Source organism: Bifidobacterium santillanense, from assembly GCF_018555385.1.
Lineage (GTDB): Bacteria > Actinomycetota > Actinomycetes > Actinomycetales > Bifidobacteriaceae > Bifidobacterium > Bifidobacterium santillanense.
This window is the reverse complement of sequence record NZ_JAFEJS010000008.1, coordinates 83,357-108,662: the sequence shown is the minus strand read 5'-3', so window position 1 is coordinate 108,662 and position 25,306 is coordinate 83,357. Positions and strand designations below refer to the sequence as shown.

Here is a 25,306-nt window from a genome sequence, read left to right as displayed (position 1 = left end):
TCCGGATGGATCGATCTCCCCAGCAGCCGACGCCACAAGCTTGAAAGCGGTGTCATGAGGGTGTCGTCCCTCCCCAGTGGCCGGCGCCGTAGTGCAATCAGCGTGAGCTTCAACATTGGAGTAGTGCCACCCCACTCAGTGGCCGACACCGTGGTATCTCCGCGGTACATATTCTCGAGATGCTCCCAGCGCCCGAGAATAAGTACCGCTGACTCGTGATGAGCGGCACCTTTTCTCGGGACATGGGCCGATCCCGAGAATATGTACCGCGGAGCGGCGCCGATGGTCCCGCTACAGTGGAGACGTCGGACGAATGGACGACGGATGGGAGGAACCATGGCGAAACAGGACGGCAGCATCCCCGGCGATTGTCGACATAACGGTTCCGGTGCCCCTGACGATGCTCCGATCGATCGAGGCATTGTCACGACGGGCGAGACCGTATCGGGCGACATCGCCTCCATCAAACCAGTATCGGACAAGGCCGTATCGGGCGAGACCGTATCGGACGAGGCCATGTTGGGCAAGGCCGTATCGGACAAGGCCATGTTGGGCGAGGCCATGTTGGGCGAGACCGTATCGGGTGGGAGCACACCGGGCGAGGCCGTATCGGGCGACGTCACACCGGGCGAGACCGCGGTGGTCGCCGACCTTGCGGCCGACGAGATCGACGAACGGGCGACCCTCGACTCGAAGCGGCTGCCGCTCATCATCCGCATCTACGGTCTGATCGTCCTCCTTGACGGTCTCGCCACGCTGCCGATCGTCGTGTTCTCCTCGATCGCCGCGGTCAAGGCAATCATGGCCGGCGAGCTCGCGTTCGACGCGATGAGCCTGACCGCCGATCTCACTGCGATCCAGGCGGTCGTGCTCATCGTCTCGGCCGCCGCGATGATCGTCTTCGGCATCCTGCTCATCCGCAACCGCCGCCGCTACGCCGCGCGTTGGGCGTACGTGCTCATGCCGATCACCCTCGCCGAAGGCATGCTCTCCCTCGCGCTCGAGGGGCTCGGGCTCAACATCATCCCGTCGGGCGTGCGCATGGTCATCCTCGTCGCCGTATCGATCGCCGCCGACCCCGCCCTGATCGAGGAGCGCCGCCTCCAGTTCGCGCTCAAACGCATGGACGACAAGGACGCCTATGAACGCGCCGTCAGGACCGGCACGCTCGGTCGCGATCCGTCCGGCAAGGGATACATCTCCCTCGACTTCTTCAACATCTTCTGGCTGTTCACCGTCGCCTGCGTGTTCGGCCTCGCCATTGAGACCGTCTACCACTTCGCGATGTACCACGGCGAATGGCAGGACCGCGCGGGCCTGCTGTGGGGCCCGTTCTCGCCGATCTACGGCTGCGGCGCCGTGCTCGTGACCGTCGCACTCAACCGCCTGTGGAAATCGAACCCGTTCCTCATCTTCTGCGCGTCCGCTCTGATCGGCGGCGCGTTCGAATACGCGACCAGCTGGTTCATGGAGGTCGCGTTCGGCATCACCGCGTGGGACTACACCGGCCAGTGGCTCTCGATCGACGGGCGCACGTCCGGCAAGTACATGGTCTTCTGGGGACTGATCGGACTGGCGTGGGTCCACTGGATCCTGCCGCGGCTGCTGCGCCTGATCCAGCGCATCCCGTGGAAGGTGCGCTACTCGCTGACCGCCGTGTGCGCCGTCCTGATGATCGTCGACATCGTCCTCACCCTGATGGCCCTCGACTGCTGGTACGGCCGCATGGCCGGCCTGCCGCAGGATTCTCCCGTCACGGCCTGGTTCGCCCGCAACTTCGACAACGACTTCATGGCCGCCCGCTTCCAGACCATGACCCTGGACCCCACCAAGGCCGGTCGCGTCTGACGTTTTTTACGTTTTGGTTTCGCTGCGTGGCGGCGGGGTCGCATAATGCGATGCGCGACACGCTCGAGGCCGCTCGGCCAAGCCTACGGTCGCGCATCGCATTATGCGACCCCGCCGAACTTCCGTACATATGTTGCGTTGCGTCAGACGCGAGTTTAAACAAAGCGACAGCGCAACGAGGCGTTCGGACGTTACGTCAGCGCAAGCGTACAGTGACGTCATGGCGTAACGGAGGGGAGGGGCGTATGGCGTGATGTGGGACCGTAAGACTTGGCCGAGCGGCCCGGAGCGTGTCACATATCACGCCATACGCCCCTCCCCGGCCTACAGCGCAAAAGAACGAAAATCAGAATCGCATCACAGTCCGTACTGTTCGTGGGCGAACTTCTCCAAAGCCGGGATGGAGCGCTTGACCTTTTCGGTGTCGATGCAGTAGGCCATGCGGAAGTAGCCGGGCACGCCGAAGCTCTCCGACGGCACGAGGATCAGGTCGTACTCCTTGGCCTTGAGGCAGAACGCGGTCGCGTCCTCCTCGAGCGCCTTCGGGAAGATGTAGAACGTGCCGCCCGGACGCACCACGTCGAAGCCGATCGAGGTGAGCGCGTCGTACAGCAGGTTCATGTTCGTCTCGTACACGGACAGGTCGGAGGTCTCGTCGAGCACCTTCGCGACGCCCAGCTGAATCGAGCTCGGCGGGCAGTTGTGGCCGGTGCCGCGCGAGATCTGGCCCATCATCGGCACGAGGATGTCGGCGTCGGTGGCGCGCGGGTTGACCGCCACGTAGCCGATGCGCTCGCCCGGCAGGGACAGCGACTTCGACCACGAGTAGCAGGTGAGCGTGTTGTCGTAGAACTTCGCCGGGTACGGCTGGGTGCCGCCGTCGAAGACGATCTCGCGGTACGGCTCGTCGCTGATGAGGAAGATGTCGTGGCCGTATTCGGCCTGCTTGGCGGTGAGGATCGCGGCGAGGCGCTCCAGCGTCTCGGCCGAGTACACGGCGCCCGACGGGTTGTTCGGCGTGTTGATGAGCACGGCCTGCACGTTCGGATTGAGGGCCGCCTCGAACGCGTCGAAGTGGATCTGGAAGTTCGTCGTGTCTGCCGGGATCACGGTCAGGTGCGCGCCGGTGCCGTTGACGTACGGCTGGTACTCCGGGAAGTACGGCGCGAACGTGATGATCTCGTCGCCCGGCTTGGTCACGGCGCGCATCGCGTGCGCGAGGGCGCCGGCCGCGCCGGTCGTCGGGAAGATGTGGTTGCCGGTGTAGTCCATGTCGAAGCGGCGGTTGAGCGACTCGGCGATCGCGTCCTTGACGCTCGGGATGCCCAGCGACGGCGAGTAGCCGTGGATCGCGACCGGGTCGCCGTTCGAGTACAGGTCGACCATGGTCTTCGCGAAGTCGGCCGGCGCCGGCACGCTCGGATTGCCCAGGGAGTAGTCGAACACGTTCTCGTAGCCGATCTCCTTGCCGCGCGCCGTCGCGTACTCGCTCAGTTCGCGGATGACGGATTTGCCGCCCAGCATCGCCTTGTACTGCTCGTTGATCATCGATACTCCTTTGACGTGCGGCGCCCGACCTATGGGTGCCCGATTCATATGACTCCTATTCAACCACTTGCCGCGACGGTTCGCCTCCGTTGCCCGTCAGCGAGACGTCGCCGCCGGTCAGTGGCGGCAATCTCTCGCTGAAGGTGCCCCCGGCGAGAGATTTCCGCCGGCCGGTGGCATGGACCTCCCGCGGGCTTGCGGACTACAATGGGAACCGGGCGGATTTGCCGGTGGAGGATCCGTCGAGGCGTATGGAACGTTCAACGCATGGGGGCGATGGACATGACGCAGGCCAGCCGATCCGGCCTCTCCGGCCGGCTCAGGAAACCACAGGAACGCGCGTCCGCGTATTCGATGGACGAGATCAGCACGCTGCCGGTCGACCGCGTGTATCAGGCGATGGGAACCGACGCGGCGGGACTGTCGCGCACGCAGGCCGAGATCAGACTGGCGAAGTACGGCCGCAACGCCATCGAGGAGGAGCGGAAGACCCCGACGGTCGTCGTGTTCCTCAGGAGCTTCACGCACCTGATGGCCCTGCTGCTGTGGGCCGCCGGCGCGATCGCGTTCGTCGCCGGCATGGCCGAGCTGGGCGTGGCCGTGTGGCTCGTCAACGTCATCAACGGCGTGTTCAGCTTCTGCCAGGAGTACCGCGCGGGCAAGGCCGCCGAGGCGCTGAAGCGGATGCTGCCGCAGTACGTCACCGTGATCCGCGACGGCGCGACGGAGAAGCTGCCGGTCGAGGACCTCGTGCCCGGCGACGTGTTCACCCTCGAGGAGGGCGACGCCATCTCGGCCGACGCGCGGCTCGTCGAGGCGAACAACCTGCAGGTCAACCAGTCGACCCTGAACGGCGAATCGACGCCGGCCCGCAAGAACGCGGCCGCCGCGAGGATCGAGGGGCTGTCCGCCGCCGAGATCCCGAACCTCGTGTTCGCCGGCACGTCCGTGTCCGAGGGCAACGGGCGGGCGGTGGTCGTGCGCACCGGCATGAACACGAGGTTCGGCCGCATCGCGAGACTCACGCAGAACGTCGGCGACGCGGACAGCCCGCTGCAGCGCGAGCTCAACCATCTGACCCGCCAGATCACGATCTTCGCGACGTGCGTCGGCGCCGTGTTCCTGCTGCTCGACATCCTGTTCGTCCACAATCCGCTCGCCCAGGCGTTCATCTTCGCGCTCGGCATGATGGTCGCGTTCATCCCCGAGGGGCTCCTGCCGACCGTCACCCTCGCGCTCGCGATGGCCGTGCAGCGCATGAGCAAACGCAACGCCCTGGTCAAGAAGCTCTCCAGCGTCGAATCGCTCGGCTGCACATCCGTCATCTGCACCGACAAGACCGGCACGCTCACGCGCAACGAGATGACCGTCGAATACCTGTGGACGCCGGAGCGCGAATACCACGTGACCGGCACCGGCTACGACGCGCGGGAGGGACGGATCGAGGAGCGCGGCGGCACCGGACGCGTGTGGACCGCGGCCGACGACCCGGCCCTGCGCGAGCTCGTCGTCGGCGGCGCGCTGTGCACCAACGCGCACCTGCACGCGCCCGACGCCGAGTCGTCCGTCATGACCGACCGGCCCGCGCCCGCGCCGGAGGCCGACCACGGCCCGAACGCCATCCCCGAGGTCCTCGACGACCACGCGCCCTCGGCGAACGGCCGCTGGCAGGTGTACGGCGACCCGACCGAGGCGTGCCTGCTCGTCTCCTGCCAGAAGGCCGGACTGGAGCCCGACGACCTCGCCAGGACGATGCCGCGCGTCGCCGAGCTGCCGTTCGACTCGCGCCGCAAGCGCATGACCGTCATCGACCGCGTGCCGGCGGACGGGAACGCTCCCGCGTCCGGCATCACGTCCGACGGCGCATCGTCCGCCGACCGCCTCGTCGCGTTCACCAAGGGCGCCCCGAACGAGGTCGTCCGCCTCGCCACGCGCGTGCGCGTCGGCGGCCGCATCGAGCCGATGACCGACGACCTGCGCGAGCGCATCATGGCCGCCAACGACGCCTACGCCGACCGGGGACTGCGCGTCCTCGCCGTCGCGAGCCGCGAGCTCGACGCCGACGAGCGTGCGGCCGCGCTCGCCGATGCGGGCCCCGGTCCGACCGGTCCCGATCCGGTCCCCGCGGGCGCCGTCGCGCTCACCCCGGAGTCCATCGAACGCGACCTCACGTTCGTCGGCCTCGAGGCGATGGTCGACCCGCCGCGGCCCGAGGTCGCGGCCGCCGTCGACAAGTGCCGTTCCGCAGGCATCCGCATCATCATGATCACCGGCGACTACGGGCGCACCGCGATGGCGATCGCCCGGCGCATCGGCATCGTCGAGGGCCCTCACGCGCGCGTCATCTCCGGGCCGGACCTGGGCGCGATGACCGACGCCGAGCTCACCGAGGCCCTCAGGGGCGAGGTGATCTTCGCGCGCATGGCCCCCGAACAGAAGCTGCGCGTCGTCTCGTGCCTGCAGAACATGGGCGAGATCGTCGCGACCACCGGCGACGGCGTCAACGACGCGCCAGCTCTGAAGAAGGCCGACGTGGGCGTCGCGATGGGCGTGACCGGCACCGACGTCGCCAAGGAGGCGGCCGACATCATCCTGACCGACGACAACTTCGCGTCGATCGTCGCCGCGATCGAGGAGGGCCGCGCGGTGTACGCGAACATCCGCCGGTTCCTGCTGTACATCCTCAACTCGAACATGCCGGAGGCCGTGCCGAGCGCCGTCTACCTGTTCTCCGGCGGACTGATCCCGCTGCCGCTGACGACGATGCAGATCCTGACGATCGACCTCGGCACCGACATGCTGCCCGCGCTGGGGCTGGGCACCGAACCGCCCGAGGAGGGCGTGATGGACCAGCCGCCGCGCGACCCGCATGAGCGCCTGCTCAACCGCCACACGCTCCTGAAGGCGTTCCTGTGGTACGGCGTGCTCGGCACGATCGCCTCGCTCGTCGGCTACTTCCTCGTCAACGTGATGAACGGCTGGCCGTCCGTGCCGCTCGCCGGGCTGGCCGACGACTGGGATCCGGTGTACGTGACCGCCACCACGATGACGCTCGCCTCGATCGTGTTCGCGCAGATCGGCGCGGTGTGGAACTGCCGCACCGGCCACGCCTCCGCGTTCTCTGTCGGGCTGTTCTCGAACCGGACCGTGAACATCGGCATCGTCGTCGAGATCGCGCTGATCGTGCTCATCACGTCGGTGCCGGTGCTGCAGCGCGTGTTCCACACCGCGCCGCTCGGCCTCGACGACTACCTGTATCTCGCGGTGATCCCGTTCGCGATCCTCGGCATCGAGGAGGCACGCAAGTGGGTCTTCCGCCGGTTCGTCGACCGCAGGCCGTCGCGTCGGCGCCGCTGGGCGTCGGCGATGGGCGAGCCGGCCGACTACGGCGGGCCGGAGGATTCCGCCCGCAGGTGAAGACGGGTCTCGCCTTGGGCCGCACGCGGCGATAGACTCGGGGCTGTGGGGGATCGTCCCCGTAAGGATATTGCAGTCGACTGAAAGGCAAGGCAATGGCCGAAGCTACGGCAAACATCGGTGTGATCGGCTTGGCGGCGATGGGCTCGAACCTGGCGCGCAATCTGGCGCACCACGGCAACACGGTGGCCCTGTTCAACCGCCACTACTCCCGTACCGAGAAGCTGATGGAGGAGCACGGCTCCGAGGGTGCGTTCGTGCCCGCGAAGACCCTCGAGGAGTTCGCCGCCTCCCTCAAGCGTCCGCGCACCGCGATCATCATGGTCAAGGCCGGCGCCCCGACCGACGGCGTGATCGAGCAGCTCGAGCAGGTCTTCGAGCCGGGCGACATCATCGTCGACGGCGGCAACTCGTTCTTCAAGGACACCATCAAGCGTGAGAAGGCCGTGCGTGCGAAGGGCTTCCACTTCGTCGGCTGCGGCGTCTCCGGCGGCGAGGAGGGCGCGCTCAACGGCCCGTCCCTGATGCCCGGCGGCACCGCGGAGTCCTGGAAGACCCTCGGCCCGATCCTGCAGTCGATCGCGGCGAAGGTCAACGGCGAGCCGTGCGTGACGCACATCGGCACCGACGGCGCCGGCCACTTCGTCAAGATGGTCCACAACGGCATCGAGTACGCCGACATGCAGGTCATCGGCGAGGCGTACGACATCCTGCGCCGCGGCCTCGGGATGGACGCCGAGGAGATCGCCGACGTGTTCGATGAGTGGAACAAGGGCGACCTCGACTCCTACCTGATCGAGATCACCGCCGAGGTGCTCCACCACAAGGACGCCGAGACCGGCAAGCCGTTCGTGGACATCGTCGTCGACCACGCCGGCATGAAGGGCACCGGCACCTGGACCGTGCAGACTGGCCTCGAGTTCGGCTCCCCGGTCGCCTCGATCGGCGAGGCCGTGTTCGCCCGCGCGCTCTCCTCCCACGGCGAGCTGCGCGAGGATGCCCAGAAGGAGGGCCTCGCCGGCCCGAACAAGACGATCGATCTGGACGGCGAAGACAAGGCCGCGTTCATCGAGGATGTGCGCCGCGCGCTGTTCGCCTCCAAGGTCGTCGCCTACGCCCAGGGCCTCAACGAGATCCAGGACGGTGCCAAGGAGTACGGCTGGGACATCAACCTGTCCGAGGTCGCGCGCATCTGGCGCGGCGGCTGCATCATCCGCGCCCAGTTCCTGCTCGACCGCATCACCGAGGCGTTCAAGGGCGACAACCCGCCGTCCTCGCTGCTGTTCGACCCGTATTTCGAGAAGATCATCGGCGAATCGCAGGATGCGTGGCGCCGCGTGATCATCAAGGCCATCGAGGCCGGCATCCCGACCCCGGTGTTCTCCAGCTCCTTGGCCTACTACGACGGCCTGCGCTCCAAGCGCCTGCCCACCGCCCTGACCCAGTCCCAGCGCGACCTCTTCGGCGCCCACACCTACGGCCGAGTCGACAAGCCGGGCGTGTTCCACACGTTGTGGGCTGAAGAGGGTAAGCCGGAAATCGAAGAGTAACACTCTTCGATTTCCGGCTTAGGGAAGCCCGGTGAGCTTCCCGACCCTCTTCAGGGGTTGGCGGCTATGCCTCCAACCCGGGTAAGGAGGACGACCCTCTTCAGGTCCGGCGAGAGCCGGACAAATCAACGCGCGGTCTCCTAGCCGCCCAGCTGGTTGTCAACAGCAACCGACGTGAGGCGGTTATGCCGCCTCACCAATAAACTGAAGTCTCGCCGAAGGCGAGTCCTTGCTCGCGGAGGCCGAAGGCGAAGCGTGTGAGCCGAGCCCAAATTTGAGCCCGCCTGAAGAGCTCGAAGGCCAAATCTCGAACCGGATGCCCCATACCCACGGCATCCGGTTCACTGTTTTCTGGCTAAGTAAAGAAACGTGGGTCTTAAATCTGAGGTGGAGCTTACTGCGGGTTCGCGTGTCGGGATGTGATTAACATCCGAACCGTTAATCACACCCCAACACACACGGGAGAATGGCTCACGCAAAAGTTAAGACCACTTAACCCCTGTTCGGTACAACTCGCGGAATCAGCCCACTGCTCCATGTTGTCCCAAAACAATCCGGTACAACGCGCGATTCCGAGCCGTTTTCGAAAGTCGTACCAACCCCTTGACATCCCGGAAACCATGCGACGTTGCAATTCCGGGCTTTTGCAAGGGTCTGATTTGGTACAACTCCTGAATCCACGTCACGTGGGGCGATTGTGCCAAATCGTCATGGTACGAATCGCGGAATCAAGCCCATTTCGTGTGTTGTACCAAGCAAATCTGGTACGACACACGATTCCGACCCATTCGAAGCGGTCGTACCAATGCCATGAGCCGCGCATCGGGGCACCTACGAGAAAAGACGCCGCTGAGCTCAACTCAGCGGTACATATTCTCGGACATTGGACGAATCCCGAGAATTTGTACCGCTGATAATCAGCCAGCGGTACAAATTCTCGCGCAATGGCCCGATCCCGAGAAAAAATGCCGCTGGGCAGACCCAGCGGCATCGATTCCTCGATTCGTCACGTCGTCACAGCTTGACGACGGTCTCCTCCGTCGAGAACCAGGTGAACTCGTCCACGCCGCCGGCGAACGACGACGGGTACTCCGGATCGCCGCCCTTGTCGGCGCCGGCGAACACGTGCGCGAGCGACTCGGCCTTGCCTGCGCCGGCCGCGAAGAACCACGTGCGGCGGGAGCGCGCGATGAGCGGTGCGGTCAGCGAGACGCGCAGCGGCGGCATCTTCGGCGAGTGGCTCACGCCGACTGCCAGACGGTCGGAGACCAGCACCTCGTGATGGCCGGAGGAAGCCGGGAACAGCGAGGCGTAGTGGCCGTCCGGTCCCATGCCGAGGATCATCAGATCGATGACCGGCTCCGGGCCGAGCTCCTTGGTCAGCTCGTCCTCGTACGCGCGGGCGGCGGCGTCGAGCAGCGCGTCGTTCTCCGTGTCGGCGGCGGAACGCACGAACTCGTCGACGCTTTCCGCGTCGGCCGTGACCTTCGCGATCTCCTCGGCCGGGCGCACGTCCGGTGCGATTTCGTGGATGTTCGCCTCGGGCAGACGGCCGTCGGCGACCAGATCGTCGAGCAGCAGATGGCGCGCCTCGAGTGCGTTGCGATCGGTGGAATCGGCCGGCACGAAACGCTCGTCGCTCCACCAGAAGTGGACGCGCGACCAGTCGATTGCGGTGGCCAGCGGGTCGGACAGCACGAGACCCAGCGGCTGTGCGGCGGAACCGCCGGAGAGCGCCACGTCGACGCGCTTGCGGGCGCCGCCGTCGGGCAGACGCTCGGACAGCAGATCGAGCAGCGTCAGCACGAAGCGGCGGGCGCCGGCCTGGATCATCAGATCCTTGTCCGGGTAGACGATGAGTGTACGGGTTGCCATTCTTCAATAACTCCTTGTGTGCGGCAATGTGTACGGCGATAGGTGGTGTTGCGGCGGTCGGCCTTGTCGGCCAATCGACGACGGCTCACTGGCCGATCAGTGGCGGATCAGGTCCCAGCCCTCGTTGATGACCTCGGCGTAGATCTCGTCCGGATCGATGCGGCGCAGTTCCTCGGTCAGGCAGTCCTCGATCGTGCGCACCGGCACGGAGATCGGCTGCGGGGTCTGCCCCGGCATCGAGATCAGCGCCTGATCCTCGAACGGGCGCTCGAGGGAGATCACGCCGTCGTCGCGCGTGAGGTACACGCCGGTGACGGCCTCGGCGTCGTCGACGTACTCCACGTCGACCGGCACGTCGAGCTTGAGCCGCAGCCATGCGCACAGCATGTCCATCGGCAGGAACTCCTTCGGACCGCTGACCTTGGCAGCGGTGATCGGCAGATGCGGCGGCTGGTCGAGCATCGAGGCGAGCATCGCGCGCCAGACGGTCAGGCGCGTCCACGACAGGTCGATGTCCTCCGGCGTCCAGTTGCGGCGCAGACGTTCGATCGTCGCCTCCGGGTTGTTCGAGTGCATCGCGTCGGTGATGCGGCTGCGGGCCATCGCGCCCATCAGGTCCTTCGACGGGTTCGATGGGGGAGTGGTCGGCCACCACGCTACGACCGGCACGTCCGGCACGAGCAGCGGGATGACGAGCGTGTCCGGATGGTTGATGAGCCCGTTGCGGGGACGCAGGATGATGATCTCGCCCGCGCCAGCGTCCGCGCCGAAGCGCACTTGGGCGCTGAGGTTCGATCCCGCGGGGCCGTCGGTCAGGTCTACGGCCGGATTGTCGGTCTTCTCCATCGCCTTGACGTCGTCGTCGCCGGCGGCGTCGGCGTCCGGTGTGCGGTCCGGCACGATCGCGATGACGCGGCACGGATGCTCGCGGCTGGCCGCGTTCGCGATGGCCAGCGCGTGCTCGAGGTCGGCGTCGTCCGTCGCGATGAGCAGCGTGAGCACGCGGCCCGTCGCCGACTCGCCGCGCTCCTCGTGCAGCTGTTCGATCTTGTGGGCGATCTCACGCGTGCGCGTGTTCGGCATATCGATGATCATGGCATCCTCCAGTGGCGGCCTTCGCGCGCCAGCATCTCGTCGGCCTCGGCCGGTCCCCACGTGCCCGCGCGGTAGGGCTGCGGCTGGCCGAGCGTGGACCAGAAGTCTTCAATCGGATCGAGGATCTCCCAGCTGAGGTTCACCTCTTCGGTGGTCGGGAACAGCGGCGGATCGCCGAGCAGCACGTCGAGGATGAGTCGCTCGTAGGCCTCGGGGGAGTTCTCGGTGAAGGAGCGGCCGTAGCTGAAGTCCATGTTGACGTCGCGGACCTCCATCGTGGAGCCGCCGGGCACCTTCGCGCCGAAGCGCATGGTGACGCCCTCGTCGGGCTGGACGCGGATGACGATCGCGTTCTTGCCGAGCTCGCGCACGGCCGTCTGCTCGAACGGCAGGTGCGGCGCGCGCTTGAACACGACGGCGATCTCGGTGACGCGCTTGCCCAGTCGCTTGCCGCAGCGCAGGTAGAACGGCACGCCGGCCCAGCGGCGGGTGTCGATGTCGAGACGGATCGCGGCGTACGTCTCGGTCGTGGACTTCGGGTCGATGCCTTTCTCCTCGAGGTAGCCGACGACCTCGTGCGAGCCCTGCCATCCCCTGGCGTACTGGCCGCGCGCGGTGTTGGCGGCGAGGTCGTGCGGCAGGCGCACGGCGGAGAGCACCTTGGTCTTCTCGGCCGTGAGGTCCTTGGCGGTGAAGCTCAGCGGCTCCTCCATGGCCGTCAGGGCCATGAGCTGGAGCAGATGGTTCTGGATGATGTCTCGCGCGGCGCCGATGCCGTCGTAGTAGCCGGCGCGGCCGCCGATGCCGATGTCCTCGGCCATCGTGATCTGCACGTGGTCGACGTAGTTCGCGTTCCAGACCGGCTCGTACATCGCGTTGGCGAAGCGCAGGGCGAGCAGGTTCTGCACGGTCTCCTTGCCGAGGTAGTGGTCGATGCGGAACACCGAGCTCGGCTCGAACACCTCGGAGACGACGCGGTCGAGCTCCTTGGCGCTGGCGAGGTCGTGGCCGAACGGCTTCTCGATGATGACGCGTCGCCATGCGCCCTCGCTCGAGCGCGACAGGCCGGAGGCGGCCAGCTGCTTGGCGACGATCGGGAACGCGCGCGGCGGCACCGACATGTAGAAGGCGTGGTTGCCGCGCGTGCCGCGGTCGCGGTCGAGCTCCTGCACGGTGGCGCTCAGGCGTTCGAAGGCCTCGGGGTCGTCGAACGTACCCTGCACGAAGCGGATGCCGGCCGCCAGGTTCTTCCAGGTCGACTCCTTGAACGGGGTGCGGCAGCGCGCCTTGACGGCGGTCTTGACGAATTCGATGAAATGCTCCTGCGTCCAGTCGCGTCGCGCGAAGCCGGTCAGGCCGAAGCTCGGCGGCAGCAGGCCTCGGTTCGCGAGGTCGTAGACGGCCGGCAGCAGCTTCTTCTGCGCCAGATCACCGGTGACGCCGAAGATGACCAGACTGCACGGTCCGGCGATGCGGGGCAATCGCAGGTCGCGCGGATCGCGCAACGGATTGATCCATGTGGGTTCTTCACTCATGGTTCTTATCGTAGCCTTGGGGCCGGGGTGCGGGTCAAGACCATCCCGACGTATCCGCGTGATTTCGCGCACGGCCGCTATAGGCTGTCCTTATAACGTGCGTGCGGATCGGACCCCGTTTTGATTGCAATGTCGTTCTCGGGATTGGTCCTTATGACGTGTGTGCGGATCGGCTGCCCGTGTCGGCCGCCGGTTCCGTATCGTCTTTCGTCCGCGACGTCTTCCCGACGTACGTCCGATGGTCTGATCGATTGCCTGTCGCCGCGACCATGCCCCGAACGTTCTCCGACGATGCTCTCCCCATGACGGACAGGTCCCGCAGCCAGATACCGTGGCATGGTTCCTCCGACGTGCGTCCGATTCCGTAGTATCGGATGTTTCTGGTTCCGTTTCGGTGTCTCGGACGCTCGATCCTATAGGAATGGACGTTTCTAGGAGGTTCTGGGGGCGTATTGTGTCCGATTCTGTAGTATCTGACGTTTCAAGGGGCTCCCGGAACCGTATCGCGTCCGATTCCGTAGTATCGGATGTTTCTGGCTTCGTTTCGATGCCTCGGACGTCCGATCCTATAGGAACAGACGTTGTGAAGGGGTTCTCGGTGCGTATCACGTCCGATTCTGCGGTATGTGACATCTCGGGTGAGGGTGGGTGGCGCGCGGATAGGGGTCAGACTTCCTTGTAACCTAACTTGTGACCTAAGTCAGGTGAAAGCGACCGTTTTCGATGATTCCCGGGGAGAAAACCGCAACGGGCTGGTCGACGCCCGGATGGGGTGGTGGCGTCGCCGTCTTGCGGCTGGACCGACGCGGTTCGTCAGGGATAATCAGGGATGAGACGCTATCGGCGGAAGTGAAAACCCTTGGAACCTCAACGATTCCAAGGGCTAACGTGTGCCCCCCGTGGGATTCGAACCCACAACCCACGAATTAAACGAATCGGATTCCGGTCATTCGATAGGGGCTTTCTTATGTTGTGAGACCAGTGTACAGCACTTGGAACCGTTGGGGTTTCAGCGGGACTGACCGGTCCCTTGAAAGCCCATGCGGCCGTAGGCGACACGCCCGTCCTTTTAAGCTTTTATTTAAGCGGATTGGACGAGGGGCTGCCGTGGCGCCTTCTCCGGGCGGTCCGGCATGGTGCCGTTCCCCGCGTCCGGCGCGGTTTGCCGGGGTCGCAAAAGGGAGAACGCGATCATGGAGTTCAAGGATCGCCGGCAGCCGCCGGACAGTTGGATACCGTGGCTCGACCAGTGGGTCGCGGACATGCGCTTCCGCAATCTGAGCGAGCGGAGCATCGGATATTACTGGTACAAGATCACCGATCTTGCCAGGCTGACGAACAAGCCGCCGTGGCAGATCGTCCAGGCGGATCTCAAGTCGTACATCGTGCGCCCGCCGTCGAACGCGGCCCGCCGCTCGACGATGAACGCGGTGCGCAACTTCTTCGGCTGGGCCAAGAAGGCCGGCCTGCGCGCCGACAATCCGGCCGAGGATCTGCCGTCCATCAAGCGCGAGACCCGTCACAAGGTGCCGGCCCCGGAGACCGCCGTCGGCCAGGGGCTGCATGACGCCGACCGGCAGACCCGGCTCATGGTCATGCTCGCCGCCGAGGCCGGTCTGCGCCGCGCGGAGATCGCGATCGTGCGCCGCGAGGACGTGACCGAGGATCTGTCCGGGCGCAGCCTGATCGTGCACGGCAAGGGCGCGAAGGACAGGATCGTGCCGCTGACCGACGAGCTGGCCGACGCGATCCTCGCCTCGCCCAAGGGCTGGCTGTTCCCGCACGTCAGCGGCAAGGGGCCGGTGTGCGGCGACACCGTGTACCGCAGGATACAGCACGCGACCGGCTGTTCGCCGCACACGCTGCGCCACCGGTTCGCGACCGCCGCGTACATCAGCTCCGGCGGCGACATCCGCGCCGTGCAGGAACTGCTCGGCCACGAAAGTCTTGCCACCACGCAGGCGTACGTGACCGTCACCCCGCTCAACCTGCGTTCCGTGGTCAACTCCGTCAAGCAGTACGGTGAGGGCATGAACGTCGGACAGGTCGTGTCCACCAGTGGCGGAATGATGCCGGCGACGGAATGACAACGTAAGCGCAAACGGTCTCTCCAAGTTATTGAAAGAGACCTGGAGGGACCAACATTTCATTAAACGATTAGATTTACAGATATTGTAAATGAACGGTAAACGCAGTCTGAACTTCCCGTGCAGGTGTGCAGATGGAATGGCTGTTAACGTTGTCATAAACGCGGTTCTGCGCTACCGTCTTGTGCTTCGGGCTTGACGGAAAGGGACGAGTATGGTCAGCAATGGCCGGCCCGCTTCAAGGACGAACCACCACACGCGCCGCAGCGTCGGCGACGACCAGATACCCACACGTCTCTCCCTGGCCGTGCCGGCGTATCGGAAAGCAAAATGAGAGAACATGAGCAAGAAGAACATGATGCCCGAACCGTGGAACGACTGGGTCGACGAATGGTCCGCGGACATGCGGCTGCGCAGCCTGAGCGAGAATACCATCAACCTGCGCCGCTACCAGATCGGCGCGTTCGCCCGGCATACCGGCAAGCATCCCGGCGAGGTCACGGCCAGCGACATCCGCAAATGGCTCGGCCGCAAGGGACTGGGCAATGCGGCCAAACGCGGCGACCGATGCATGTTCTCCATGTTCTACAGCTGGGCGCAGCGCAACGGGAAGCGCCTCGACAACCCCGTGGAGGGCATGCCGACCATCAAACGCGAACAGCGCAAGAAGCGAGCCGCACCAGAACAGGCCGTCCTCATCGGCCGCGACAGCAGCGACCCGCGCACCCGGCTGATCATCATGCTCGCCGCCGACGCCGGCCTGCGCCGAGCTGAAATCGCCCAAGTGCGCGGAGACGACCTGATCGACGACGAACTCGGCTGGAGCCTGATCGTCCACGGCAAAGGAGGCAAGGACCGCATCGTGCCGCTAAGTGACGAACTCGCTCGGGAAATCCGCCGCCGCGGACCGGGCTGGCTGTTCCCCGGCGAGAAGGGCTGCGACCACATCTGCGGCGACACCGTATACCGCCTCGTCAAGGACGCCACCGGGTATCCGCCCCACTCCCTGCGCCGCAGGTTCGCCACGGCCGCGTACATCACCTCCAACGGCAACGTCATGGCCATCAAGGAACTGCTCGGCCATGAAAGCCTCGCCACCACGCAGGGCTACATCACCGTCAGCGGCCGCATGCTGCGCACCGTCATCGAGCAGGCCCGCGGATACGAGGCGCGCGGAACTGGCGACGGATAAAGAACCTTCGCTGGCAGTTATGCCGCAAGATCACAAGCGTAGAAACGCAGACTGACGGACGATGAGACTATGGCTGTCATGCGATTGCATGACAGCATGTTGTCCGGCTTACGTGACGGCGCTATATATCGACTTATCACAATGATTGTCGAAGGGGATTCGTCATGGATGGTCGCACGGTATCGGTCAGGCTTTCGGTCTGGTTCGAGGGCGTCAAGTGGCGTATCGCCAGTGGCCGGCGGGCGACGTTGCATTGGTGGTATCTGGTGTTGGCCGGCGTGCTGATCGCATGGCTGGGAGTCGCGGAGGTCGTGGCGTTGCCTTCGTATGGCGGGTATGCGCGGGAGGTGTTCTCGAACCTGTTGGCTGGAGTGCCGTCCGCGCCGCCCGCCGCCGTGCAGGTGACGGTGTTCCAGTGGTCGTGCTCGGCGGCTTGGCTGGTGTCGGCGTATCGGCAGTGGGCTCGTCGCCAGTTCGCGTGGATGATCGTGACGATGGTGTGTAGTCTGTTGTATGTGCCGTTCGTGGTTTATCTGGTGCATGAGGTGATGGACCAGCGTAAGGGAGTCGTCCGTTTGGAGGAGAAGCCGGCGGAACCGGATATCGTTGACGACGATGGGATGGCCGACGACGAGGCGGATGTGCAAGATTCGGAGCCGACGGTTCGTCACGACGAGGTTTTCTCATGAACGCCGCGGTCGAGGCCCGTGGTTTGGTCAAACGGTATGCGTCCGGTCCGACGGTAGGTCCGATCGATTTCGAGGCTTGGCCGGGTCAGGTGCTGGCGGTGGCCGGGTCGAATGGTGCGGGCAAGTCCACCACGCTGCGCATGGTGCTCGGCCTGTCCGCTTCCAGTCAGGGCCGAGCGTTGATTATGGGATGCCCGTACCGGCTGTTGGAACAGCCCGGATTGCATGTGGGCGTGTTTCTGGGTGGACGTCTGGGTGACGAGTCGATGACGGGCGGCGAGTATCTGACGTTCATGGCCGGCATGATGGGATTGCCCGACGTGCGTCGTCGTGTGCGTCACGTGATGCGTGATTGCGGATTGGATCGCTGGCCGAAGGCTCGGATCAAGGGGTATTCCACGGGCATGCGCCAACGGTTGGGAGTGGCTGGGGCGATGCTCGCCGACGCGCCGATCATCGTGTTGGACGAGCCGTTCAACGGACTGGACATCGCCGGCAGGCTCTGGCTGCACGATTTGCTGCAACGATGGGCTCTGCCGGCAGGACTGTTATTCTGGCCGCCCATGAGATCGACGAACTGCAACGCATGGCCACTCACGTGCTGATCATCATGCACGGCAGGCAGATGGCCTACGGTCCGCTCGAACAGGTCATTGCCAATGGTGGTGGCGAGTCGGGAACCGTATTCCGGTTCGCTCCCGATGTGAACGAAACCGGAAAAGCCCTGGTGCTGGATGATCTGACCGCGATGGGAGCCGACGTTCGCTCCTTGGAGAATGGCCTGTATTTGGCCCGACGGATGGATGCGGCCGACGTGTTCTCCGTCTCGGCCAGACGCGACGTTCCACTGGTTCGACTCGACCACGTCGAGCCGACGCTGCGCGATGTGATGATTGGCGTGATTCGCCGGTCTTCGGAAAAGGAAGGCACATCATGAACGGGTGCGGACAGTGTTTGCGACGCATGATACTGCTCATGCGTTACGTGGTATGCCGCCCTGCGCCGCTCATGGCATGGACCGGACTGCCGGTGGCGTTCACCGCGTTCGCCGCACTGGCCAGCGCCTCCGTCCGGCTCATGTTCTCCTCCGATTCCAGACTCGATGGCCTTGCCACGCTCACGGGATTGGGGCCAAGCATCGCCGGGGCGGTCATGCCCATGAGCGAACCCGTGGCGATCATCGCGGCGCTGCTATCCGTCCGCGTCCTGATCAACACGGCCACAGCCATGCCATTGTTCCTGAGCGAACCGAAACGGACGCGACTGTTTCTGACCCTGTGTGCCGACATCGTCGTCGCCGGTTTCCTTGCATCTATAGTCGGAGGGCTTGCCGCGACCGGTGCTTCCCGTCTCATCCTCGGCTCCGTTGTACCGGCGCAGGCATGGCCCGCTCCGCTGTCCGCATCGTTGCTCCTCTGCCTCCCCGTGGCGCTGATACTTACAGGGCGCATGCTTGTCGCCGCCTCACTGTGCGTGGCCTTCAATTCGATTGGCAAGGGCGCGATCGCCTACATCGCCTTGTACTATCTGCTGCCCATCATCGCAGCGAACCTGCCGAACCCTCAGACATTGCACGAGTGGCTGCCTTCCATCGCCGGCACCGCCATACTGGAACAGTCTCCCGGCATGAATCCGACGTTGAGCGGGCTGATCGTATTGGCATACGTCATCATTGCGGTCATCGCCGCATGCGCGGCCCAGACGCAAAGGGACGTCTAAAACCATGCAGAAGGAATCCGCCTATGTCTACGGAGATTCCTGTCATGCGATCGCTTGACATGATGTTGTGCTGTCGGCCGTTCTCGGATTGAATAAGGATTATCGGAAAGTGCCGGCCCTCGAAGAGGAGGATGATCATGACCGATGGTACTTCACACGGCTCCAGTAATAGGCGTTTGTGCGGGAGCGAGGGACGATGGCGTTTGTCCGCTGCGGCCGGAACCTGCGCGTTGTATTCCGTTGTGCTGGCCGTATGCGGTCTTATCCGGTACGGATGGACTACGGAATGGTTCTGGAGTTCCGGATCACAGGCGATCACGTTTCTCCTGCTGGGTGCCGGCTCGCTTGCCGCGAAAGGATTCGCCTATCGCGGCAAGGTGGCCGAACGGCTGGAGCCGGATACTCATGACCGGCTACTCGCCGATAGATCCGACGCTATCGCCGCGAAGATAACATTCATCATCTGCATCAACCTGTGCATCAACATGTTCACCATCGCCTCGGTATTCGGCGTCGAGCCGCTGCAGTATCTGGCATGGGGCTTGGCATTGGCCTGCATGTTGTATGTGGTGGTTTCGATCGTCGCCAAAGCCCAGTACCGAAAGACACTGGAGAAGCCATGAATCAGCAGAAGGACGCAACTGGAATGAAACAGATTACAGCGGACTTCGCGAGCTCCTCGGCTGGATTCCACCATTTGCTTGTAAAAGTGTGGGAGCTTGTAGCGTACGCATTGATCCTTGCAGTGACATTGGTCTTCAACTCGATGCAATTCCCTAAATAGGTGGTCGTCCCACTCGTTCTGGCAATCCTATCGGTCCGGGTCGCCCGAATACTTCTCGCAAAAAGAAGGAAGGATCGGGCGGATAAAGCCTGTGAGCAGGGACATCACATATAGTCAGGTTCCGTAAGTTGGGGGTTCCTTATCCTGTATAGCCGGTTTGCGTGCCTGTCCTGTGAGTGATGACAGCGTGGCAAGCGGACGTGGAATCGTTCGTATGCTGACGGTATCGGTTCGGATCGATGATCGATTTGGAAAACATAGGAAAGGCACAACGAGGAAGATGCGACACTGTCACAAGACGGCGATTGCCATAGTCGCCGCGGTATCGGCGGCGGTCATAGCGGCCGCCTCGCTCATCGTCTGGTATCTCGTCCCGCATTATGAGCGCTCGAACGAGCCGGCAGCCTATCGGATCATCTATTCGGCCATGCTGGAATCGAACAAGGGCGGCGTGCTGACCATTGACCGCAGGGGCGGCATCATTGCGGATGAACGGGTCCCCGAATTGCAGGATGTGTCCGTATACTCGTATGAGAACGGCGAATTCATCGCCGGCGGCCAACGCTCGAACATGCATCTCATCATCGACAAGGATGGCGTGATGCGATCGTTCCATCTATTGGATAATCCGAACTATTCCGGTGTCATGTCCATCGGACCGTATGGCGGCGGGGTCGTGGCGGTGATGAACGGCAACGATTCTCCGGAAGACGACTCGTACCTCAACCTGCTGGTCGTCCAGGACGGTGCGGGCAAAGTCACCGAGCGGAAAAAACTGAAGATCTACACCGAAGGCCAGGCCTCCGACGGGCAGCACCTGTTCATCACCGGTCATGAGCTCACGTTGAGTTCCAACCGATACCAGGGCAAGATCATCCGCTACGGGTTATCCGACCGTTCAGTCAAGGCACAGGTGACCGACGACGCTCTGCTGTACTTGCGGCCGGTCGTATGGAACAATCACGTGCTGGTGGCCGGCACGGACATGAACGGGACTCCCCGGCAAATCGACATGTTCGATGCGAACACCTTGGAACGGACGGACAGCACCACGATCTCCTCGGACTTCCAGACGCTTGTGATCGTTGCGGGAAAGCCATGGGCCGTAGGAACACGGCAAATCTGCCCCGTCATCAAGCAGCCGTTCGGCATCGGTAATCAGTGCATCTCCATGACTACGGGGTCATCGCCGTATGTTTCGCAGGCCATCGTCGTGGACACGCGGATCGTCATGCTGGTCCGAGAGTCCTTGAACCCGGCCGTGAAGGTCCCGGCACGTGGAGTGAAGCAAGTCGGCATCATCGCGGATGCCGACACGACTACCGGCAAGGTGTCGACCACACCCGCGCTTATTCCGACCAACCGCAGCAGCGACAGCATACTCATCACACCGGCGGCACCATAACCGCGAACGAACAACGACATCTCCGTATGTCCGATTTGCACTAGCTCGATATTGAGAGCGATGCATGTTCACCTATCGGCAGGCTTGATCAGGTGCGGATCTCGGCCGATGATTCCTGTTATGTGATCGCTTGACGGCATGTTGTGCGGTCGGCCGTTCCCTGATTGAATGGAAATCGCAAGAGAACCGAGTCCCAACGAAGGGAAGTGATCGCAGTGGGAAAGCCCACTCCTAACACGTCGGTACAAGACGTCAACGCCAGACGATTGGTCGTGATCCTGCTGTGCGCATCCATAGCATTGCAGGCTCTTACGTTTGCGATCCCGGGAGGCGCCTTGAGCCTGCTCTGCCGAGCCGTCGAAGTGTTGCTGCTGGTCATGGCGTTGCTTGCCGCTGTGAAAAGCAACGCTCAGCAAAAACCGCTTCTTGCCATAGGGATTGGCGTAGCTGCAAGTTTGGCGGCTACCGCTCTGGTGATCGCGCTCCTGTAGTTCAAGCTGCTGAACCTGCCGATGGTTCACGGCTTGTTTGGGATGGTGGCATCCAGTTGCCAGTGCCGCTGTTCCGTGTGGATGGTGAAGCTGCCGCCGGCTTTTTCGATGATGGCGCGGTAACGGTCGAGGCCACTGCCCAATCCAAGTTTCCCGTCATGTTCAGTGATGGTGTCGCTGACGGAGATGTGGAGCTCTTCAGTGTCGAAGCTGATGGAGACGGCGTACCATTCGGCCGGGTCAGCGTGCTTGGCGATGTTCGCGTAGAGTTCCGTCAGCAATCCTGTGAGCAGTCGCATCATGCCCGGGGAGAGCGGACGACGGAGTTCACCGAGCAGGTTGTCGCCGGTGAAGCCGAGCGATTCGAGTTTCGTCTCCTCGTCGTCGATCAGGGATTGCAGTTCCGCCTGTTGCACGGTGGCGTGATCTGCGGTCGTTGCCAGCGGGAATGTTGCCGTGCTTCGCGGTTCCGACGGTTCTGACTGCGGATGTTGCTCCGGATGTTCCTCAAGCGAGTCGATGACCTCGTGAGTGTGGGTCATGGCGCGATCGGCCGCGTCGCGCAGGTCCTGAAGCTGCCGCCGATACGTGTGCTCGTCGGCGGGCATGTCTTCGGTTTCGGCGTGGTCGATGCGTAGGATGAGATAGGCGAGATCGTTGCTGATGGTGTCATGCAAATTGCGGGCCGTGTCCTCGTGTTCCTGCTGGCGACGCAGCAGATACGAGTCATTATCGCGCTGCCGCATCATGTGCAGTAACAGTCCGGTCACTAGCGGGAAGCAATAGAGCGCGATATGCATCAACGTAGATACCAGCAGACGGCTGCTACTAGGTGGTGCGGGAGCGACCAGCAACACGAGCAGCATGCCGGTGGCTATTACGCCAGACCGTATGTTGAGATAGGCAAGGAAGCCCGTACAGATAATGCTGATGGCCAGTGGAGTGATCATGAGTGTCATCACCAGCAGTATTTCTCCGCCCACGAGTACCATCCAGAGGAACCATTGCGGGCGGAACATGCCGCCGATCAGACCGATGAGCATCACCAGGACCAGCGCAAGATGCTGCACGCTCACCGTTGAGGAGGCATCCGTCGCAGTCCGAGCCGTGTATTCCGCGATGAGGGCCGCGGCCAGCAGCAAGCAGGTCGTCGAGATGACCGGATGGTCGTTGCCCGGGCCGAGTCGCCCGGCAAGCCGGCCTACAGCAGATCGTATCTGGCGCATGTCTCCAGCACCTCCTTGCGACTGGTCACGCCGAGCTTGTCGGCCGCGCGATGCACGTACGTGAACACGCTGCCCTTGGCGATGCCCAGACGGGCCGCGATCTCGTCGGTGGTGAGCCGCTGCGCGTACAGGCGCAGGATGTCCTTCTCACGCGCGGACAACGAGTCCTTCATGTCCTCGGACATCCTCGCCGGCACCGTGCCGGACGGCAGCGCATGCGCCGAAACCGCGTCACGGAATCCCGCTTCGGACTGAGCGGCGGTCGGCATGCCATGCGCCGCTTGCCGCACGGCGTCAACGATGTCCATCCTGAGCTATTCCTTGGCGAGCAGTCCCTGCGCGCCGGCCGCGATCGCCTCCGCCCGGTAGACGTCCGTCGAATACGAGGTGACGCACACGATACCCACCTCGCTCGTCCTGCGCCGGATGCGCCGGCACACGTCCGCGCCGGTGATGCCGCCCAACGCCATGTCCAATACGAGCACGTCCGGCCTCGTGTGCGCGTTGTGACAGTGCTCGATCGCCACCGCAGGCGAACCCGTGCTCCACACGATGCGCAAATCACGGGACATGGCCGCGATCATCGCGCACATCGCATCCAACGCGAACGGATCATTATCCAACACGCCGATGCGGATCACGTTCGCCGTCTCCGGCTCGTTCCCACCCATGACACCCACTGGGCTGATTCTAGTTGTGGTTGCAACGCCTTTATGTTAGCAAAGTGTTAGGAATCGCCGCCGTAAGTTCCCGCGCATATATGTAACCCGTAAAAACCGGTCCTCGCCCCGCCCTGAATTCATACGATGAAAACGAAATGACTCGATGACGTTGTCGGCAGCCGCGCAGGCCACTCCGGAGCATATGACTCCGCGAGACAGGCAAGGCGGGGCTGCGGAATACGGCACCGGGTCCGTTCGATGATAAGGAGAAAGACATGCCTTGGTGGGTGGATGTTGCCTACGTTGTGAGTACGGTGGTCATCTTCGTCCTGTTCGACCTGTTCGGAAAGTGGGTGGACAGACTATGACGACGTTCTTCACTGTGCTGGGTGTCATGCTGGGTGTCGCGGGAATCGCGTACATGATTTATTCCCTGTGCCGGCCCGAGAAGTTCTGAACCATACCGGACTGTACTTGAGAGATCTTAGGAATCAAAGGTTCATCACATGGTATATGTATTTGCGATCATGGCATTCGCGCTGATTGCCATCATCCTCGCGGCGATATACAAGCCGCTTGGCGATTACATGTTCAACGTGTTCACGACCGACAGGGACCTCTTCTTCGAGAAGTGGATCTACAAGGTCGTCGGCATCGACTCCAGGAAGGGCCAGACCTGGAAGGCGTACCTGCGCGGTGTGCTCGGGTTCTCCCTGATGAGCGTGCTGGTGCTCTACCTGCTGCAGCGCGTGCAGCAGTGGCTGCCGTTCTCGCTGGGCTTCCCGAACGTCCAGGGCCCGCTCGCGTTCAACACCGCGGCCTCGTTCGTGACCAACACCAACTGGCAGTCGTATTCGCCGGACGTCACGCTCGGCTACACCGTGCAGTTCGCCGGCCTCGCCGTGCAGAACTTCGTGTCCGCGGCCGTGGGCATCGCCGTGGCCGTGGCGCTCGTGCGCGGGTTCGCATGGCGCAGGTCGGAGACCATCGGCAACTTCTGGGTCGACCTGACCCGTTGCACGATGCGCATCCTGCTGCCGATCTCCATCGTCATGGGCATCATTCTGATGGCGCTGGGCGTGGCGCAGAACTTCGCCGGGTTCGTGGACGTGAACACCGTCGCCGGTGGCACCCAGAAGATCATGCAGGGCCCGGTGGCCTCGCAGGAGGTCATCAAGGAGCTCGGCACGAACGGCGGTGGCTTCTTCAACGCCAACTCGTCGCACCCGTACGAGAACCCGAACATGTGGACCAACCTCATCGAGATTCTCCTCATGCTCGCCATTCCGGTGGCCCTGACCCGCACCTTCGGCCGCATGGTCGGCGACATCCGGCAGGGCTACGCGCTGCTCGGCGCGATGGTCATCATCTTCGGCATCAGCTTCTTCGCCGTGGTGACCGCCGAATCCTTCGCCAGCGACCCGATCACCTCCCTGACCGGTGGTTCCATGGAAGGCAAGGAGACCCGCTTCGGCATCGTGTGGTCCGGCCTGTTCGGCACCACCTCGACCTCGACCTCCACTGGCGCCGTCAATTCGATGCACGACTCGTACACCGCACTCGGCGGCATGATCTACATGCTCAACATGATGCTCGGCGAGGTGAGCCCGGGCGGCGTGGGCGCGGGCCTGTACGGCATCCTCGTGATGGCCGTCGTGGCCGTGTTCATCGCCGGCCTCATGGTGGGCCGCACGCCGGAATACCTCGGCAAGAAGATCGGCCCGCGCGAGATGAAGATGGCCTCGCTGTACTTCCTCGTCATGCCGATCACCGTGGTGGTGGGCGTCTCCCTGAGCTTCGCCGTGCCGTTCGCACGTCAGTCGATCTTCGACACGTCGCTCAACAACAGTGGCAACCACGGCTTCTCCGAGGTCGTCTACGCCTTCACCTCGGCCGCGAACAACAACGGCTCCGCCTTCGCGGGACTCACCGCCGACACCCCGTGGCTCGACACCACGCTGGGATTGGCGGTGCTCATCGGCCGTTTCCTGCCGATCGCCCTGGTGATCGCGCTGGCCGGTTCGCTTGCCAAGCAGGACAAGGTGCCGGTGACCGCCGGCACGATGAAGACCGACAACGGTCTGTTCGTCATCCTGCTGGTGTTCGTTATCTTCCTGATTTCCGCGCTGACGTTCTTCCCGACGCTTGCTCTGGGACCGTTGGCAGAAGGTTTGGTGGCTTGA

20 protein-coding genes are annotated in these 25,306 nt (G+C 63.7%); 13 read left to right on the top strand and 7 right to left on the bottom strand.

Annotated features, from left to right (window positions below; all coding sequences use genetic code 11):
• The first annotated feature begins 561 nt into the window (after window positions 1-561).
• The gene (locus JS528_RS08225) at window positions 562-1,848 is read left to right on the top strand and encodes a putative ABC transporter permease (protein WP_214358602.1); all 1,287 of its coding nucleotides are present in this window, start codon (window positions 562-564) and stop codon (window positions 1,846-1,848) included.
• A 357-nt stretch (window positions 1,849-2,205) separates the two neighbouring features.
• Here JS528_RS08225 and JS528_RS08220 read toward each other — a convergent pair whose 3' ends face one another.
• Window positions 2,206-3,396, bottom strand: a complete 1,191-nt coding sequence (locus JS528_RS08220; protein WP_214358586.1) for a pyridoxal phosphate-dependent aminotransferase — start codon at window positions 3,394-3,396, stop codon at window positions 2,206-2,208.
• Window positions 3,397-3,663: 267 nt separating this feature from the next.
• Here JS528_RS08220 and JS528_RS08215 point away from each other — a divergent pair, with 267 nt between their 5' ends.
• Together JS528_RS08215 and gndA are read left to right on the top strand one after the other, a co-directional pair.
• Entirely contained in the window at window positions 3,664-6,813 is a 3,150-nt protein-coding gene (locus JS528_RS08215; RefSeq protein WP_214358585.1) for a cation-translocating P-type ATPase, read from the top strand.
• A gap of 95 nt (window positions 6,814-6,908) precedes the next feature.
• Window positions 6,909-8,363 (top strand): NADP-dependent phosphogluconate dehydrogenase, encoded by a 1,455-nt coding sequence (gndA, locus tag JS528_RS08210; RefSeq protein WP_214358584.1) that lies wholly within the window; start codon window positions 6,909-6,911, stop codon window positions 8,361-8,363.
• A gap of 1,014 nt (window positions 8,364-9,377) precedes the next feature.
• On the opposite strand, the gene JS528_RS08205 is transcribed toward gndA, so the two are convergent.
• The 3 genes from JS528_RS08205 to zwf all read right to left on the bottom strand — a co-directional run bounded on the left by JS528_RS08205 (window position 9,378) and on the right by zwf (window position 12,868).
• A complete protein-coding gene (locus JS528_RS08205) occupies window positions 9,378-10,238 on the bottom strand; it encodes a 6-phosphogluconolactonase (RefSeq protein WP_214358583.1) in 861 nt (286 codons plus the stop codon).
• 96 nt (window positions 10,239-10,334) lie between these two features.
• On the bottom strand, window positions 10,335-11,333 hold the full coding sequence (locus JS528_RS08200) for a glucose-6-phosphate dehydrogenase assembly protein OpcA (protein WP_214358582.1): 999 nt from the start codon (window positions 11,331-11,333) through the stop codon (window positions 10,335-10,337).
• On the bottom strand, window positions 11,330-12,868 hold the full coding sequence (gene zwf / locus JS528_RS08195; protein WP_214358581.1) for a glucose-6-phosphate dehydrogenase: 1,539 nt from the start codon (window positions 12,866-12,868) through the stop codon (window positions 11,330-11,332). The genes JS528_RS08200 and zwf overlap by 4 nt, the downstream gene beginning before the upstream one ends.
• Window positions 12,869-14,061: 1,193 nt before the next feature.
• Here zwf and JS528_RS08190 point away from each other — a divergent pair.
• The 9 genes from JS528_RS08190 (at window position 14,062) to JS528_RS08155 (ending at window position 21,235) form a co-directional block, all read left to right on the top strand.
• The gene (locus tag JS528_RS08190) at window positions 14,062-14,955 is read left to right on the top strand and encodes a tyrosine-type recombinase/integrase (protein WP_214358580.1); all 894 of its coding nucleotides are present in this window, start codon (window positions 14,062-14,064) and stop codon (window positions 14,953-14,955) included.
• Between the two features lie 340 nt (window positions 14,956-15,295).
• Window positions 15,296-16,147 carry a tyrosine-type recombinase/integrase gene (locus JS528_RS08185; RefSeq protein ID WP_214358579.1) on the top strand — a complete coding sequence of 284 codons (852 nt, stop codon included), beginning with the start codon at window positions 15,296-15,298 and terminating at the stop codon, window positions 16,145-16,147.
• A 164-nt stretch (window positions 16,148-16,311) separates the two neighbouring features.
• The gene (locus tag JS528_RS08180; RefSeq protein ID WP_240541018.1) at window positions 16,312-16,836 is read left to right on the top strand and encodes a hypothetical protein; all 525 of its coding nucleotides are present in this window, start codon (window positions 16,312-16,314) and stop codon (window positions 16,834-16,836) included.
• Window positions 16,833-17,441: an ATP-binding cassette domain-containing protein gene (locus JS528_RS11625; protein ID WP_240541019.1), complete on the top strand. Its 609-nt coding sequence runs from the start codon at window positions 16,833-16,835 to the stop codon at window positions 17,439-17,441. The genes JS528_RS08180 and JS528_RS11625 overlap by 4 nt, the downstream gene beginning before the upstream one ends.
• Complete coding sequence (locus JS528_RS11620; RefSeq protein ID WP_240541020.1) at window positions 17,423-17,773, top strand: hypothetical protein; 351 nt, start codon at window positions 17,423-17,425, stop codon at window positions 17,771-17,773. The genes JS528_RS11625 and JS528_RS11620 overlap by 19 nt, the downstream gene beginning before the upstream one ends.
• 38 nt (window positions 17,774-17,811) lie before the next feature.
• Complete coding sequence (locus JS528_RS08170) at window positions 17,812-18,555, top strand: hypothetical protein (protein WP_240541408.1); 744 nt, start codon at window positions 17,812-17,814, stop codon at window positions 18,553-18,555.
• A 137-nt stretch (window positions 18,556-18,692) separates the two neighbouring features.
• Complete coding sequence (locus JS528_RS08165; RefSeq protein ID WP_214358577.1) at window positions 18,693-19,178, top strand: hypothetical protein; 486 nt, start codon at window positions 18,693-18,695, stop codon at window positions 19,176-19,178.
• Between the two features lie 375 nt (window positions 19,179-19,553).
• Entirely contained in the window at window positions 19,554-20,744 is a 1,191-nt protein-coding gene (locus JS528_RS08160) for a hypothetical protein (RefSeq protein ID WP_214358576.1), read from the top strand.
• A 215-nt stretch (window positions 20,745-20,959) separates the two neighbouring features.
• Window positions 20,960-21,235, top strand: coding sequence for a hypothetical protein (locus JS528_RS08155; protein WP_214358575.1), 276 nt, complete (start codon window positions 20,960-20,962; stop codon window positions 21,233-21,235).
• Between the two features lie 26 nt (window positions 21,236-21,261).
• On the opposite strand, the gene JS528_RS08150 is transcribed toward JS528_RS08155, so the two are convergent.
• From JS528_RS08150 to JS528_RS08140, 3 genes are read right to left on the bottom strand one after another with little or no spacing between them, the layout of a single operon-like run.
• Window positions 21,262-22,461, bottom strand: coding sequence for a histidine kinase (locus tag JS528_RS08150; RefSeq protein WP_240541021.1), 1,200 nt, complete (start codon window positions 22,459-22,461; stop codon window positions 21,262-21,264).
• On the bottom strand, window positions 22,437-22,769 hold the full coding sequence (locus JS528_RS08145; protein ID WP_214358574.1) for a response regulator transcription factor: 333 nt from the start codon (window positions 22,767-22,769) through the stop codon (window positions 22,437-22,439). The genes JS528_RS08150 and JS528_RS08145 overlap by 25 nt, the downstream gene beginning before the upstream one ends.
• Window positions 22,770-22,775: 6 nt before the next feature.
• On the bottom strand, window positions 22,776-23,132 hold the full coding sequence (locus tag JS528_RS08140) for a response regulator (protein WP_240541022.1): 357 nt from the start codon (window positions 23,130-23,132) through the stop codon (window positions 22,776-22,778).
• 497 nt (window positions 23,133-23,629) lie between these two features.
• Between JS528_RS08140 and kdpA the strand changes: the two genes are divergently transcribed.
• The gene (kdpA, locus tag JS528_RS08135; RefSeq protein WP_214358573.1) at window positions 23,630-25,306 is read left to right on the top strand and encodes a potassium-transporting ATPase subunit KdpA; all 1,677 of its coding nucleotides are present in this window, start codon (window positions 23,630-23,632) and stop codon (window positions 25,304-25,306) included.

What these genes read in the sequence shown, in the direction of transcription:
- JS528_RS08225 (WP_214358602.1), top strand. Translation starts at nt 562, where the DNA reads ATGTTGGGCGAGACCGTATCGGGTGGGAGCACACCGGGCGAGGCCGTA.
- JS528_RS08220 (WP_214358586.1), bottom strand. Translation starts at nt 3,396, where the DNA reads ATGATCAACGAGCAGTACAAGGCGATGCTGGGCGGCAAATCCGTCATC.
- JS528_RS08215 (WP_214358585.1), top strand. Translation starts at nt 3,664, where the DNA reads ATGGGGGCGATGGACATGACGCAGGCCAGCCGATCCGGCCTCTCCGGC.
- gndA (WP_214358584.1), top strand. Translation starts at nt 6,909, where the DNA reads ATGGCCGAAGCTACGGCAAACATCGGTGTGATCGGCTTGGCGGCGATG.
- JS528_RS08205 (WP_214358583.1), bottom strand. Translation starts at nt 10,238, where the DNA reads ATGGCAACCCGTACACTCATCGTCTACCCGGACAAGGATCTGATGATC.
- JS528_RS08200 (WP_214358582.1), bottom strand. Translation starts at nt 11,333, where the DNA reads ATGATCATCGATATGCCGAACACGCGCACGCGTGAGATCGCCCACAAG.
- zwf (WP_214358581.1), bottom strand. Translation starts at nt 12,868, where the DNA reads ATGAGTGAAGAACCCACATGGATCAATCCGTTGCGCGATCCGCGCGAC.
- JS528_RS08190 (WP_214358580.1), top strand. Translation starts at nt 14,062, where the DNA reads ATGGAGTTCAAGGATCGCCGGCAGCCGCCGGACAGTTGGATACCGTGG.
- JS528_RS08185 (WP_214358579.1), top strand. Translation starts at nt 15,296, where the DNA reads ATGAGCAAGAAGAACATGATGCCCGAACCGTGGAACGACTGGGTCGAC.
- JS528_RS08180 (WP_240541018.1), top strand. Translation starts at nt 16,312, where the DNA reads ATGGATGGTCGCACGGTATCGGTCAGGCTTTCGGTCTGGTTCGAGGGC.
- JS528_RS11625 (WP_240541019.1), top strand. Translation starts at nt 16,833, where the DNA reads ATGAACGCCGCGGTCGAGGCCCGTGGTTTGGTCAAACGGTATGCGTCC.
- JS528_RS11620 (WP_240541020.1), top strand. Translation starts at nt 17,423, where the DNA reads ATGGCCACTCACGTGCTGATCATCATGCACGGCAGGCAGATGGCCTAC.
- JS528_RS08170 (WP_240541408.1), top strand. Translation starts at nt 17,812, where the DNA reads ATGCGTTACGTGGTATGCCGCCCTGCGCCGCTCATGGCATGGACCGGA.
- JS528_RS08165 (WP_214358577.1), top strand. Translation starts at nt 18,693, where the DNA reads ATGACCGATGGTACTTCACACGGCTCCAGTAATAGGCGTTTGTGCGGG.
- JS528_RS08160 (WP_214358576.1), top strand. Translation starts at nt 19,554, where the DNA reads ATGCTGACGGTATCGGTTCGGATCGATGATCGATTTGGAAAACATAGG.
- JS528_RS08150 (WP_240541021.1), bottom strand. Translation starts at nt 22,461, where the DNA reads ATGCGCCAGATACGATCTGCTGTAGGCCGGCTTGCCGGGCGACTCGGC.
- JS528_RS08145 (WP_214358574.1), bottom strand. Translation starts at nt 22,769, where the DNA reads ATGGACATCGTTGACGCCGTGCGGCAAGCGGCGCATGGCATGCCGACC.
- JS528_RS08140 (WP_240541022.1), bottom strand. Translation starts at nt 23,132, where the DNA reads ATGGGTGGGAACGAGCCGGAGACGGCGAACGTGATCCGCATCGGCGTG.
- kdpA (WP_214358573.1), top strand. Translation starts at nt 23,630, where the DNA reads ATGGTATATGTATTTGCGATCATGGCATTCGCGCTGATTGCCATCATC.